The sequence below is a fragment of the uncultured Clostridium sp. genome, assembly GCF_910588715.1.
Classification (GTDB): Bacteria; Bacillota; Clostridia; order Clostridiales; family Clostridiaceae; genus Clostridium.
The window spans coordinates 688,135-702,691 of the sequence record NZ_CAJURG010000001.1; the positions used below are offsets into that span (position 1 = coordinate 688,135).

The 14,557-nt window shown below is 28.5% G+C and carries 10 protein-coding genes; 4 read left to right on the forward strand and 6 right to left on the reverse strand.

Annotated features, from left to right (window positions below; translation table 11 throughout):
• The first annotated feature begins 184 nt into the window (after window positions 1-184).
• The gene (gene pflB, locus QZ321_RS03415; RefSeq protein ID WP_291739920.1) at window positions 185-2,416 is read left to right on the forward strand and encodes a formate C-acetyltransferase; all 2,232 of its coding nucleotides are present in this window, start codon (window positions 185-187) and stop codon (window positions 2,414-2,416) included.
• Between the two features lie 99 nt (window positions 2,417-2,515).
• On the opposite strand, the gene QZ321_RS03420 is transcribed toward pflB, so the two are convergent.
• Entirely contained in the window at window positions 2,516-3,013 is a 498-nt protein-coding gene (locus tag QZ321_RS03420; protein WP_291749564.1) for a GNAT family N-acetyltransferase, read from the reverse strand.
• Between the two features lie 104 nt (window positions 3,014-3,117).
• Window positions 3,118-6,657, reverse strand: coding sequence for a pyruvate:ferredoxin (flavodoxin) oxidoreductase (gene nifJ / locus QZ321_RS03425; RefSeq protein WP_291749568.1), 3,540 nt, complete (start codon window positions 6,655-6,657; stop codon window positions 3,118-3,120).
• Window positions 6,658-7,092: 435 nt separating this feature from the next.
• Between nifJ and QZ321_RS03430 the strand changes: the two genes are divergently transcribed.
• A complete protein-coding gene (locus tag QZ321_RS03430; protein WP_291749571.1) occupies window positions 7,093-8,304 on the forward strand; it encodes an FprA family A-type flavoprotein in 1,212 nt (403 codons plus the stop codon).
• A 38-nt stretch (window positions 8,305-8,342) separates the two neighbouring features.
• Here the strand turns inward: QZ321_RS03430 and QZ321_RS03435 are convergent, their stop codons facing one another.
• From QZ321_RS03435 to QZ321_RS03450, 4 genes are all read right to left on the reverse strand, one after another.
• Window positions 8,343-9,947 carry an AarF/ABC1/UbiB kinase family protein gene (locus tag QZ321_RS03435; RefSeq protein WP_291749574.1) on the reverse strand — a complete coding sequence of 535 codons (1,605 nt, stop codon included), beginning with the start codon at window positions 9,945-9,947 and terminating at the stop codon, window positions 8,343-8,345.
• Window positions 9,948-9,968: 21 nt separating this feature from the next.
• Window positions 9,969-10,256 (reverse strand): hypothetical protein, encoded by a 288-nt coding sequence (locus tag QZ321_RS03440; protein ID WP_291749577.1) that lies wholly within the window; start codon window positions 10,254-10,256, stop codon window positions 9,969-9,971.
• 174 nt (window positions 10,257-10,430) lie between these two features.
• Complete coding sequence (locus QZ321_RS03445) at window positions 10,431-11,069, reverse strand: hypothetical protein (protein WP_291749580.1); 639 nt, start codon at window positions 11,067-11,069, stop codon at window positions 10,431-10,433.
• Between the two features lie 147 nt (window positions 11,070-11,216).
• On the reverse strand, window positions 11,217-12,413 hold the full coding sequence (locus tag QZ321_RS03450; RefSeq protein ID WP_291749583.1) for a DHHA1 domain-containing protein: 1,197 nt from the start codon (window positions 12,411-12,413) through the stop codon (window positions 11,217-11,219).
• A gap of 258 nt (window positions 12,414-12,671) precedes the next feature.
• Between QZ321_RS03450 and QZ321_RS03455 the strand changes: the two genes are divergently transcribed.
• Complete coding sequence (locus tag QZ321_RS03455) at window positions 12,672-13,823, forward strand: 3D domain-containing protein (RefSeq protein WP_291749586.1); 1,152 nt, start codon at window positions 12,672-12,674, stop codon at window positions 13,821-13,823.
• A 162-nt stretch (window positions 13,824-13,985) separates the two neighbouring features.
• Window positions 13,986-14,552 (forward strand): NUDIX hydrolase, encoded by a 567-nt coding sequence (locus QZ321_RS03460; RefSeq protein ID WP_291749589.1) that lies wholly within the window; start codon window positions 13,986-13,988, stop codon window positions 14,550-14,552.
• The last annotated feature ends 5 nt before the right edge of the window (window positions 14,553-14,557 follow it).

Here is a 14,557-nt window from a genome sequence, read left to right on the forward strand (position 1 = left end):
TAAGTAAAAATTAAATTTGGACACTAAAAAATTTTCTTATTTTTACTATTGAAAATTTTTTAATTTAGTGATATAGTTTAATCATGCCATTGTTAAATAATAACAATTATTATTTAAATAAAATTATTATTTAATTTTAAATGACATTACTGATGTAATAATTTTAAGAAAAGAGGCGCTATATATGAGAGAAGAATGGAATGATTTCAAAACAGGTTCGTGGACAAAAAGTGTTGACGTAAGAAACTTTATTCAAACTAACTATACTCCATACGAAGGTGATGATAGTTTCTTAGCTGGAGCTACTGAAGCTACAAACAAACTTTGGGCTGAAGTTAGTGAATTATTCAAAAAAGAAAGAGAAAACGGTGGAGTTTTAGATGTAGATACAGAAACTATATCTGGAATCAATGAATATAATCCTGGTTATATTGACCAAGCTTTCGAAAAAATCGTTGGTGTACAAACTGATGCTCCATTAAAAAGAGCTGTAATGCCATACGGTGGTATCAGAATGGCTGAAAATGCTGCTAAAGCTTATGGATATGAAGTAAGCCCTAAAATTTCTGAAATATTCAGCAAATATAGAAAAACTCACAACCAAGGTGTTTTCGATGCTTATACTACAGAAATGAGATTAGCTAGAAAATCTGGTGTTATTACTGGTCTTCCAGATGCTTATGGTAGAGGAAGAATCATAGGTGACTATAGAAGAGTTGCTTTATATGGTGTTGATAGATTAATACAAGATAAAGAAGAACAAAAATTAAGCTTAGAAGTTAAGACAATAGATGAAAAAGTAATTAGATTAAGAGAAGAAATCTCTGATCAAATTCTTGCATTAAAAGAATTAAAAGGATTAGCTGCTAGCTACGGATTCGATATATCTAAGCCAGCTACTAACGCTAAAGAAGCTATTCAATGGTTATACTTTGGATTCTTAGGAGCTATAAAGGACCAAAATGGTGCTGCTATGTCTTTAGGAAGAACTTCTACTTTCTTAGATATCTTCATTGAAAGAGATTTAAGAAATGGTGTTATCACTGAAGAAGAAGCTCAAGAATTAATGGATCATTTCGTAATGAAATTAAGATTAGTTAAATTCTTAAGAACTCCAGAATACAACGATTTATTCTCAGGAGATCCAACTTGGGTTACTGAATCAATTGGTGGTATGGGATTAGATGGTAGAACTTTAGTTACTAAGAACTCTTTCAGAGTACTTAACACATTATATACTTTAGGGCCATCACCAGAACCAAACTTAACTGTTTTATGGTCTACTAGATTACCTCAAGGATTTAAAGATTTCTGTTCTAAGGTTTCTATTGATACAAGCTCAGTTCAATATGAAAATGATGATTTAATGGCTCCATACTGGGGAGATGACTATGCTATCGCTTGTTGTGTATCTGCAATGAAAGTTGGTAAGCAAATGCAATTCTTCGGTGCTAGAGTTAACTTAGCTAAGACTTTACTTTACGCTATAAATGGTGGTAAAGATGAAAAGTATGGAATGCAAGTTGGTCCTAAGACTGCTCCATTAACTGGTGAATACTTAGATTACAACGAAGTTATGGAAAGATTTGATGTTATGACTGATTGGTTAGCTAACCTTTATGTTAACACATTAAATGTTATCCACTACATGCATGATAAATATTCTTATGAAAAATTACAAATGGCTTTACATGATAGAGATGTATTCAGAACTATGGCTTGTGGTATAGCTGGATTATCAGTTTGTGCTGACTCTATTTCTGCAATCAAATATGCTAAAGTTAAGCCAATAAGAAATGAAGAAGGTGTTGCTATCGACTTCGAAATCGAAGGTGATTTCCCTAAATACGGAAATGATGACGATAGAGCTGACGAAATTGCTGCTTGGTTAGTTGAAAGCATGATGAATAAGATCAGACAAAACAAGACTTATAGAGATGCTTACCACACTCAATCAGTATTAACAATCACTTCAAACGTTGTTTATGGTAAGAAGACTGGTACTACTCCATGTGGTAGAAAAGCTGGAGAACCATTTGCACCAGGAGCTAACCCAATGCACGGAAGAGACTGTAGCGGATCATTAGCATCATTAAACTCAGTTGCTAAGATTCCTTATGAACATTCACAAGATGGTGTTTCTAATACATTCTCAATTGTTCCAGATGCATTAGGAAAAACACCTGAAAACAGAATCCACAACTTAGGTACTATGATGGATGGATACTTCTCACAAGGTGCTCAACACTTAAACGTAAATGTATTTAATAGAGAAACTTTATTAGATGCTATGGAACACCCAGAAGAATATCCACAATTAACTATCAGAGTTTCTGGATACGCTGTTAACTTTATTAAATTAACAAGAGAACAACAATTAGACGTTATAAACAGAACATTCCACAAATCAATGTAATTTTTATAACATTAAATATAGAGCTTATTGCAATTGCAATAAGCTCTTATTTTTTAATATCCTCAATTATACCTTTATTCTATTTTAAATATACCTTATCTATTTTAAAGTTTTTTCTCTTTTATTTCCTTTATATACTCCATCTATACACTTTCCAACTAAAATATATCCTGAATTTTCATAATAATTATTTAAGAACTCATTATCTTCAGCACAATCAAGTCTTAATTTTTGTTTATTATTTTCCTTAGCTAACTCTTCTACACTTTTTAATATAACTTTTCCTATTCCTTTAACTTTATTATCTGTTACAAAGTTATGTAAATAATATGCTTTATATTTACTACAATCATTCCATCTATAATCATCTTCTGTAAGAACAATTGCTCCTAGAACTTCAAAACTATCATTTAATAATACATATAAATTATTACTTTCTATTTGATTTCTATAATAGCTTTTAGGATAAGCCTCATTATAATTAGTTGTATTCCATTGTTTTATTCCTACTTCATCCATCCATTCAATACGCTTTTCATATAAGTTATATATTTTATCTAATAGAGCTTTATCAGCTAATTTAAATATATATTTCATAATTTAATTCTCCTTTAAAATTATTATATATTTAATATTATTTATTATACATAAAAAACTGTGATATAATCCTAACATTATGATTATATCACAGTTATATATTTTTATTCTTGTTCTGATAATTTCTTTAATTCAGCATATTTTTGTCTAGCATGTTCTTCAGTCATTTGGAATAATTCTTCCGCTTGTTCTGGGAATTGCTTAGCAATTGCTGCGTATCTTACTTGATCCATTATAAATTCTCTAAAGTTTCCTTGTGGTTCTTTAGAATCTAAAGTTAATGGATTCTTTCCTTGTTCTTTTAATTCTGGATTAAATCTATAAAGATGCCAGTATCCAGCTTTAACTGCTTCTTCCATGTTTCTCATAGAGAATCCCATTCCCTTCTTTAATCCATGGCTGATACAAGTTGAGTAAGCAATAATGATTGATGGTCCGTTATGTGCTTCTGCTTCAAGCATTGCTTTAACTACTTGGTTTTTATCTGCACCAATAGCTACTTGTGCAACATAAACATTTCCGTAAGACATCATCATTCTTCCTAAGTCTTTCTTCTTAGTCTTCTTACCTGATGCTGCAAGTTTTGCCATTGCTGCTGCAGGAGTTGATTTAGAAGATTGTCCACCTGTATTTGAGTAAATTTCTGTATCAAATACTAATACATTTACGTCTTGTCCAGATGCTAATACATGGTCTAATCCACCGTATCCAATGTCATAAGCCCAACCGTCTCCTCCAAGGATCCATTGAGATCTCTTAACTAAGAAGTCAGCTCTTTCTTTAATTTCTTCAACTAAAGCTTTTGCATCTTTATCTTCAATGTTGTTTTCTGAAAGTACTCTTTCAACTTCTCTTGAAGAAACCTTTGAAAGCTCTCCATTATCTTTATTTTCTAACCAGTTTTTGAATACTTCTTTATATTCTTCAGCTATATCCATAGAAATTAAGCTTTCCATATTTGAAGCTATTTTCTTTCTCATTTGATCAGCTGCTAAGAACATACCATATCCAAATTCAGCATTATCTTCAAATAATGAGTTAGCCCAAGCTGGTCCTTTACCTTCATGGTTTGTAGTATATGGTGTTGAAGGTGCTGATCCTCCCCATATTGATGAACATCCAGTTGCATTAGCAATCATCATTCTATCACCAAATAATTGAGTTGCTAATTTGATATATGCAGTTTCTCCACAACCAGCACATGCTCCTGAGAACTCGATAAGTGGTTGCTTAAATTGGCTATCCTTAACTGTCTTACCTGGAGTTAAGTGTTCTTTGTTTGATACTTCTTTTGATACTGAGAATTCCCAGTTTGCTACTTCTGTTTCTACTTGAGTTCCAAGTGGTTTCATTTCTAATGCCTTACCTGGAGCTGGACAAATATCAACACAGTTATTACATCCAGTACAGTCTAATGTACTAACTTGGATTCTGTAGTGTAATCCTGCTAATGTCTTACCAGTAGCTTTCTTAACTTCAAATCCAGATGGTGCCTTAGCTAATTCTTCATCATTTACTAGAACTGGTCTAATACATGCATGTGGACAAACAAAAGCACATTGGTTACATTGAATACATTTTGACATATTCCATTCTGGAACTTCTGTTGCAACTCCTCTTTTTTCGTATGCTGCAGTTCCTGCTGGGAATGTACCATCTTCTAATCCATTAAATGCACTTACAGGTAATTTATCTCCTTCTAAAGCATTCATAGGATTCATTATATTCTTAACGAAATCTGTTACTTCCTTAGTTTCAATCTTAACTTCTTCAGTTGCAGTCTTCCAGCTTTCAGGAACATTTATTTTAACTAATGAATTCATACCAGCTTCAACAGCTTCGTAGTTCATGTTAACAATTTTGTCACCCTTCTTACCGTAAGCTTTTTTAATTGAAGCTTTTAAGTATTCAATTGCTTCTTCTTGTGGAATAATTTCTGCTAACTTAAAGAATGCAGATTGCATTATCATGTTTATTCTTCTACCTAATCCAATTTCAGAAGCAATCTTAGTTGCATTAACAGTATAGAAGTTTATTTCATTTTCAGCTATATATCTCTTCATATTAGCTGGTAATTTTCTTTCTATTTCTTCTTGGTTCCAAATTGTATTTAATACGAAGTTTCCACCTTTTTTAAGACCTTTTAATAAATCATATTGATTTACATAAGCTTGTACGTGACATGCTATATAATCAGCTTCATCAATAAGGTAAGTTGATCTTATTGGTGTATCTCCAAATCTTAAGTGAGACATAGTAACCCCACCTGATTTCTTTGAGTCATATGCAAAGTAAGCTTGTACGTATTTATCTGTATTTTCACCTATAATCTTAATAGCTTGCTTATTAGCTCCAACTGTACCATCTGATCCTAATCCCCAGAATTTACATCTAACAGTTCCTGGTGTTGCTATTCTTAATTCTTCTTCTACTGGAATTGAAGTGAAAGTAACATCATCTTCTATACCAACTGTAAAGAAGTTTTTAGAATCATCTTTCTTTAAGTTATCGTATATAGCTTTAATATCTGAAGGAGTTACATCCTTAGAAGCTAACCCATAACGTCCACCAACTATCTTAGGTGCATTTTCTTTTCCGTAGAATGCAGAACATACATCTAAGTATAATGGCTCACCATTACATCCTGGTTCCTTAGTTCTGTCAATTACACAAATCTTTTCTACAGATTGTGGTATAACTTTTAATAAATGTTCTACTGAGAATGGTCTGAATAAGTGTACTTTAACTAATCCATACTTTTCTCCCCTAGCATTTAATTCATCTATAGTTTCTTCTATAGCTTCAGTAACTGAACCCATAGCAACAATTATTTCTTTTGCATCTTCTGCTCCGTAGTAGTTAAATAAGCCATAGCTTCTTCCTGTTTTTTCTTCCATCTTAGCCATGTATTCTTCAACTATTGGAATAATATTGTTATAGAATTTATTTGAAGCTTCTCTTGTTTGGAAGTAAATATCAGAGTTTTGAGCAGTTCCCCTTGTAACTGGATTATTTGGAGTTAATGCTCTACTTCTAAATTCTTTTAAAGCTTCTCTATCAAGCATTTCTGCATAATCTTCATAATCTAAAACTTCTACTTTTTGTATTTCATGTGATGTTCTGAATCCATCAAAGAAGTTTACAAAAGGTAATCTTCCCTTTATAGCTGCAAGGTGAGATACTGGAGCTAAGTCAGCTACTTCTTGTACTGAACCTGCTACAAGCATTACACAACCTGTCATTCTTGCTGCCATAACGTCTTGATGATCTCCAAATATTGATAATGCTTGAGATGCGATTGCTCTAGCACTTACATGGAATACACCTGGTAATAATTCTCCTGCTACCTTATACATGTTTGGTAACATAAGTAATAAACCTTGTGATGCAGTGAAAGTTGTTGTTAATGCACCAGCTTGAAGTGAACCGTGGAATGCACCAGCAGCACCAGCTTCTGATTGCATTTCTACAACGTTAACTGTTTGTCCAAAAATATTTTTCTTCCCTTGTGCAGACCATTCATCAACAACTTCTGCCATTGTAGTAGATGGTGTTATAGGGAATATTGCAGCTACATCTGTAAACGCATATGCTACGTGAGCAGCAGCTGTATTACCATCAATAGTCATCATTTTCTTTGCCATGATAATATACCTTCTTTCATTTTCTTAAGTTTTTTAAATAATTATTATTATTTAATAATTATTATACTTATTTTTAAGATTTTTTCTAGTCTTTTTCTTAGAAAGGCTATTATTATAATTTTATAAAATTTAATTTTGTAATCTTTTGTCACTTTTCAGTATAATAATATAAGGTAAATTCTTCAATAGAAAATACTATATTTTTATATTTATTTTTTCTATGGTTATTAAAAGATTATTCAATGATTATCTTTAATTTAACACTCAATATATGTTAAAATATACTAAATTAATTTAAAAAATTTTAAAATCTCCATTCTTCTTTTACTCTAATTTATTGACAATAATTATTGTTAGACTATAATTATTATATAAGGTTAAAACTAGAAATTGTAAATTGAAAGATTAAAGTATGATATAAAGGAGATTATTTACATGGCTAACACATTCAAAATAACTGAAAACTTATTTTGGGTAGGCGCTCTTGACCCAAACTTAAGAATTTTTGACATAATAATGGAAACTAAATTTGGTACATCTTATAATTCTTATTTATTAAAAGGTTCTCAAGGTATCGCTTTATTTGAAACTGTAAAAGAAAAATTCTTTGATGACCACTTAGAAAAAATTCGTTTAATAACAAATTTAGAAGATATAAACTACATTGTTGTTAATCATACTGAACCAGATCATGCAGGATCTGTAGAAAAATTATTAGAGTATGCACCAAATGCAACTGTTGTTGGTTCTTCCCTTGCTATTAAATATTTAAGTGAAATTATTAACAAACCATTTAATAGTAAAGTTGTAAAAGATGGTGAAACTTTATCTTTAGGAGATAAAACTTTAAAGTTTATTAGTGCTCCACAACTTCACTGGCCTGATACTATGTATTCATATGTAGTTGAAGATGAAACATTAATAACTTGTGACTCTTTTGGAGCTCATTACTGTGATGATCGTATCTTAAAAAGCTCTATAGAAGAAGATAAAGAAGATGATTATGTTGAAGCTTATAATTATTACTTTAGAATGATTATGGGACCATTTAAGCCATTTATGCTAAAAGCAATGGATAAAATTAAAGACTTAAAGCTAAATTATATTTGTCCTGGACATGGTTTAGTTTTAGATAAATCAAACATTGAAAAATTTATGAATTTATATAGAGAATGGTGTCAACCAACAAAAAGAGAAAAGCAAAGTATAGTTATTCCTTATGTAACTGCTTATGGATATACAGAAACTATTGCTCAAGCCATAAAAAATGGAATAGAATCAGCTAATTTTGATGTAGATATATTAATGTACGATTTAGTAACTGCTGACATGAATGAAGTTTTAAAAGAAATTAATGAATGTAGTGGATTATTAATTGGTTCTCCTACTTTACTTGCTGATACTTTACCTCAAATTTGGACTATTTTATCTTCCTTAAATCCTGTAATCCACAGAGGCTTACCTGCAAGTTGCTTTGGTTCATATGGATGGAGTGGAGAAGCTCTTAAAAATATAACTGAAAGATATAAGCAATTAAAATTAAATGTTGTTTCTGAACCATTAGGAATAATATTTAAAGCTAGCGAAGAAAATTTAGAAACTGCTTTTAACTTTGGTTTAGATTTTGCAAAAAAGGTTTTAAAATAGACAAAAAGGAAAATGTTTATTATAAACATTTTCCTTTTTTATTTTAAACTTCCTGATCTAATTATTGAAATAAGAAGCCATAATCCTAAAATTGCAGAAACAAAATATCCTCCCATTCCAATAACTGATATACCATACACTTTAGGCTCTGGATTTTTATTAATTATCAAAGATGATGCAACAACCATCCCTGCTATAACTAATGCAAAAGATAATCTATTAATCATTTTATTTAATACGTCTATATAGTCTTTTTTGTCCTCTAATGAAATATTTAATTTTCCCCTACCTTTAATAAATGTATCTGATAAAGTTACAATCTTTGATGGTACATTTAAAGTATCTCTTGTAACTTTATATCCCTTTAATAAATAATCATTTATATCAAATTGTGATAAAAAGTAATCTTTATAATATTCTTTAACATAAGGAATAACTAAATTTATAAGATTTAATTCTGGAGAAAGTTCTGTAACTAATCCCTCAATAATTACCATAGTTCTTACAAGCATTGTAAAATCACTTGCTAATCTTAAATTATTTCTTTTAGCAATAGCTGATATTTCTTGAAATAAAATTGAAATTTTTATATTCTTTAATGATGTAGTATAATAATTTCTAAAAATATATTCTATGTCTTTATATAATATTTCTCTATCAACCCTTCCACTCTTTATTCCTATACTCATAACAAAATCAGTTAATTTATCTATATCTTCATTTGCAAGAGATGTAATAGCATTATTTAATTCTTGTTGCTTTTCTTTTGATAGCTCTCCTACTATTCCAAAATCAATAAAACATATTTGTCCATCTCTTATTAATATATTACCTGGATGAGGATCGCCGTGAAAAAATCCATCTTTTAATACTTGTTTAAAATAAGAAATTGTTAATTTTTTTGCTATATCATCCTTATTATATCCAAACCTTTCAATAGATTCCTTATCGTTAATTTTAAATCCATCTATATTTTCTAATGTTAAAACTTTCTTTCCTGTATATTTTTTTATTACGTAAGGGGCATATATACATTTTATATTTTCATTTAAACGCTTAAATTTTTTTATATTTTCAGCTTCAAAATTAAAATTTAATTCTTTTTCAGTGGCTAATTTAATTTCAATCAAAATTTCTTTAGGATTTACTATTGAATCTTTAAATATTTTACTTAGCCTTTCACTTAAATTTAGTAATATATCAAAATCCATCTCCATTTTTTCTTTAATATTAGGTCTTTGAATTTTTATTACCACATCTTCCCCACTCTTTAAAATTCCCCTATAAGCTTGTGCTATAGAAGCTGAAGCTATTGGAGTTTTATCTATAAATAAAAACTCATCTTCTATTTTTTTTGAAAATTCTTTATAAAACACTTCAGCCATTTTTTCAAAATCTTCTGCTGGAACATTATCTTGTAATTTTGATAATTCTGCTATGTATTCTTCATTAACTAGTTCTGGTCTTGTACTTAATATTTGTCCAATTTTAATAAATGTTGGTCCTAATTCCTCAAATGCTTTTCTAAGATTTGCAGGGGAATTTTTTATCTTATCTTCTTTTTTACCTAAAAGATATCCTAGACCATAATTAGTAAATACCTTTAGTATTTCTTTAAATCTATTAACAGAATTCCCCTCCATAATTTACCTCCAATAAATTTCTTACTTTTCTTCTTCCTTATTTAATAATTTTTCTAATTTATAAACTTTAGCTTTCAAAACTTCATACTCATCTCTTAAAACATAATTATTGCCTTCTATTTTATTATTTTCACTTTCCTTTGTTTTTTCTTTAAAGGTTCTTTTTAACTCTTCGCCTAATTCCTTACCTTCATCTATTGTTATTTTTCCCTTTTTCACAAGCTCCTCAACTACTTCTGCTGCTTTTTCATAGGTGCTAGCTACAGCTCCTACTCCAAATAATAAAACTTTTTTTATTTCATCCATCATTTTCACCCTCCAAACTTAACTTAAATTACTATTTATTATATAATTATGTAATTAACCTTAAAATATATTCTTATATGTAATTATCATTTTTAATAATAAGTATAAATAATTAACTTATATTTTTATAAAAAAAACAGCAATTAAAAAATAATTGCTGTTTTACTTAATACTATATTAAATTCTATAGCCCATAGCTCTTAATGCACGTTTATAACCTGCTCTATATGCAGCTTTTATTGCATCTCTTGCACCTTTATTATAACCTTCATTATATCCGTCTTTTTTACCTTTTAAATAATATTTTTTATTTTCTCTATATCTATCTCTTTCTTCTGATGTACTACTTTCACTATTAATACTACTGCTTTCATCTGAACTACTTTGTTCTTCTTGATTATAATAACTATATCCGTATCCATCTTCAAAACAATAATATTTATAATTATAATTTGAGTTTTCTTCTGAAGCTTTGCAAATATCTAAACTTGAAGATTCTTGTTCACATTCACAATCAACTTCTATTTTCTCTTCTTCTTTTGAAGAATTAATTTCTTCATTGCCTAAGTTTTCTTCTAATATATTATAACTTTCACTAGATGTAGATTCACTTTCTACTTCTTTACTTTCATATGATTCACTTTTATCCTCTTCTACTTTTAAGCCTGTTTCTGATAAGAAATAATCTTCTTCATCACTCCACATATAATTTTCTTTTAGAACTTCATTTTCTTCTTCTATTTTTTGAAAACTTTCTTGGCTTTCATTTTTTGATAAGTCTTCTACATTATCATTTTCAAAAAATCTTCTGTCCATAATTATATCTCCTATGAATATTTTTTATAATTCATTATATGAAACATAAAAGTAATTGCTATCATTTTAATTAAGGATTTGACTTATTGATTCTTAAGCTATTATAAAAAATTATATTATCTATTTACTAAAAACTTAATATAAGTTTTATATTGTACTTATTTTACGTAAAGCATAATCCATAGCCCCTTGAAGATTACTTGAGTTTTTTCCTCCACCTTGAGCCATAAACTTACTTCCTCCACCTCTACCATCAATTAAGGTTATTGTATCTTTTAATAAATCATTCATTGATATAGTATTAATATTTTTAGATGAAGCAAATATTAAATTTACCTTATCTTCAAACTTTATTGCAAAAAGCACAACCATATCTTCATTTAACGTAATTTTTTCTGCAATTTTAGATATATGTTTTACATCTCCACCATCATATATTTTGGTTACTACATATAAATTACCAATTGATTTTGCCTCTTTTATCATATCTTTAATTTGATATTCACCAATTTCAGATTTAATTTGTCTGTTCTCATCGGCTAAATTTTTTAAATCATTTGAAAGTTTACTTATTGAATTTATTGCATCATCTTCACCACAATTTAAAAATCTACAAACTTTATTTCTAAATTCATCTTTTTTAAAATAATCATTTATTGCTCTTTTTCCTGCTAAATATTCAATTCTTGTAGCTCCCTTATGCTTTTCCCATCTTTTAATTTTTATAGCCTGAATATCAAGTGTTCTACTAGGATGTACTCCACAACATGCATTAATATCTAAATCACCTATTTTTACTATTCTTATTTGTTCATTTGTATTAGGTAAATCTCTTCTTATCTTTATTTTTTTTAATTCTTTTTTAGTTGGAGTTAAAAATTCAACCGTTATATTCTCTTCAATTATTTCATTTGCAAATCTTTCAGCTTTTCTAATAGATTCTTCATCTAAATATCCTTGAATATCTACAGTACTAATTTCCTTTCCTACATGAACACTAACCGTATTTGCATTAAATAATGTAAAAAAGCATCCTGATAAAACATGTTGTCCTAAATGTTGCTGCATTCCATCTAATCTTCTGTTCCAATCAATTTTACAATTTACTCTATGTATCTTTATTGGCTTTGTTTCTGTTACATGATATATTTGCCCATTTTCTTCGATAACATTAATTACCTTATGATTATCTATATATCCTAAATCACAATGCTGTCCTCCTCCACCTGGAAAGAAAGCTGTTTTATCTAAGCTAACATAATATAATTCATCTCTTTCTAATATATTTGTTATTTCAGCTATAAACTCTTTTAAATATTGATCTTCATAATATAATTTTTCCACTATCCTACCTCCAAAAAAAATTTCATATTTTTAAAATTTTGTACTTATTTTATTTCTCTTCAAAATATTTGAATTTAAATACTATTTTTCCCAAAATATTTATGTTATAATATATTTATATTTACAATATATTCTTTTAAATTATTATAATATCTCATAACTTACATTAATATGCAAGAAATTTGACATATAAAAATATATATAGTATATATATTAGCACATTATACTTTTTAATTTTATCATGGGGGAGGAATATTTTTGTTTAAGAAAACTATATCTTGTGCATTAGCAACTACAATATTTTTATCTTCTTTAACTATTGTTCCATATGCTACCACACCACAAGATACAATAAACGAAAACTTATCAAAATATAAACAACTTGATAGTGAAATATTAGAATTAGACTCTAAAATAGAAAAATTAAATACTGAAATAGCTAATATCAATTCTAAGCTTAATGAAAATAAAGAAGCTATTGCTTCTATTGAAACTCAAATTCAATCTACTGAAGCTAAATTAGAACAAACAAAGCTTGAAATTGAAGAAGCGCAAGAAACATTAGATGGCAGAGTAAGAAATATGTATAAAACTAACATATCTTCAAATATGATAGTTAGTATTTTAACATCAACTAGTATAACTGATTTATTTTCTAGAATTGATGCTATATCAAAAATAATTTCTACTGATAAAAAAATTCTTGCTGATATAAATGAAAAAAAAGATTCATTAAATAAAGATATGGAAACTTTAAACACTAAAAATAATGAATTAAAAATATTACACACAACTATAGAAAATGATTTAAAAGTGGTAGAAGAAAAGAAGCAAGAACAAGAAGACTATTCTGATAAACTAAATGCAGAAAAAGCAGCTGTATTTTCAGTTATAGAGGAAAACGAAAAGATTTTAATTTCTAATCCTTTATCAATTGCAAATTCATCAACTGCTTCAGCATCTGAGCTTCAAAATGCTATTGATACATTGAATTCTTATATTCCATTGTTAAATAGTTCAAAAGTTATTAATATGGCTAAAGATGCGATTAACAATGCTAAAGCAAGAATATCTCAGCTTAATGCTCCTTCAATTCCAACAACTGGTGCTACAGTAGGAAATGCAATAAAAACATTACAAATGGAATCTACAGCCTACTATGGTCATGGTATTACTGCTTCTGGATTAAAACCAGTTAGAAATCCTAATGGGGTTAGTACTATAGCTGTTGACCCTAAAGTAATTCCACTTGGTACAAAGGTTTATGTATCTGGTTATGGAGTTGCAATAGCTGCTGATACTGGTGGTGCTATTAAAGGTAATATCATTGATGTATTCTTAAATAGCTATGCAGAATGTGTATCTTGGGGAAGAAGACAAGTTACCGTACAAATATTAGAATATCCTTGATTATTCACAAATCATAGATAAACCTTAAAATAGGACAAGATATAATTCATTCTTGTCCTATTTTTTTAATTAATATTTTATATAATACAATAATATAATTCACTTTTTTATTATTTGTGTTATTATAATTATTATATTTCACTTTTAGAGAGGTTTAAAATTATGAATTGGATTAATTCTATTGAAAAGTATGTTCCATATAATAAACAAGAAGCTAAAGATAAAGCTTTAATTTTAGAATGTATAAATAAATTTGATAACTTATTAACTAGAGAAAATACAATAGCACATATAACTAGTTCAGGATATATTGTTAATAAAGATAGAACAAAAGTATTAATGATTTACCATAATATATATCAAACTTGGGCTTGGACTGGTGGTCATGCTGATGGCGACTCTGACTTACTTCATGTGGCAATTAAAGAAGCTAAAGAGGAAACTGGGCTCAAAACAGTTTATCCTATAACAAATGAAATTTTAGGATTAGATGTTTTAAACGTTAATGGTCATATAAAAAATAATCAATATGTATCTTCTCATTTACATTTATCTGTAGCATATCTCTTAGAAGCAAATGAAGATGATGAGTTAATTGTCAATGAAGAAGAAACTAGTGGTGTTAAATGGATACCAATTAATGAACTTCATATTCATTGCACTGAACCTTACATAGTAAAAAATGTTTATCATAAATTTAATAAAAAAATTAAAGAGCTTAGTTTATAAAACTA

Bases quoted from the DNA above. Each gene is read 5' to 3' on its own strand.
- pflB (WP_291739920.1), top strand. From the start codon at position 185: ATGAGAGAAGAATGGAATGATTTCAAAACAGGTTCGTGGACAAAAAGT.
- QZ321_RS03420 (WP_291749564.1), bottom strand. From the start codon at position 3,013: ATGAAATATATATTTAAATTAGCTGATAAAGCTCTATTAGATAAAATA.
- nifJ (WP_291749568.1), bottom strand. From the start codon at position 6,657: ATGGCAAAGAAAATGATGACTATTGATGGTAATACAGCTGCTGCTCAC.
- QZ321_RS03430 (WP_291749571.1), top strand. From the start codon at position 7,093: ATGGCTAACACATTCAAAATAACTGAAAACTTATTTTGGGTAGGCGCT.
- QZ321_RS03435 (WP_291749574.1), bottom strand. From the start codon at position 9,947: ATGGAGGGGAATTCTGTTAATAGATTTAAAGAAATACTAAAGGTATTT.
- QZ321_RS03440 (WP_291749577.1), bottom strand. From the start codon at position 10,256: ATGATGGATGAAATAAAAAAAGTTTTATTATTTGGAGTAGGAGCTGTA.
- QZ321_RS03445 (WP_291749580.1), bottom strand. From the start codon at position 11,069: ATGGACAGAAGATTTTTTGAAAATGATAATGTAGAAGACTTATCAAAA.
- QZ321_RS03460 (WP_291749589.1), top strand. From the start codon at position 13,986: ATGAATTGGATTAATTCTATTGAAAAGTATGTTCCATATAATAAACAA.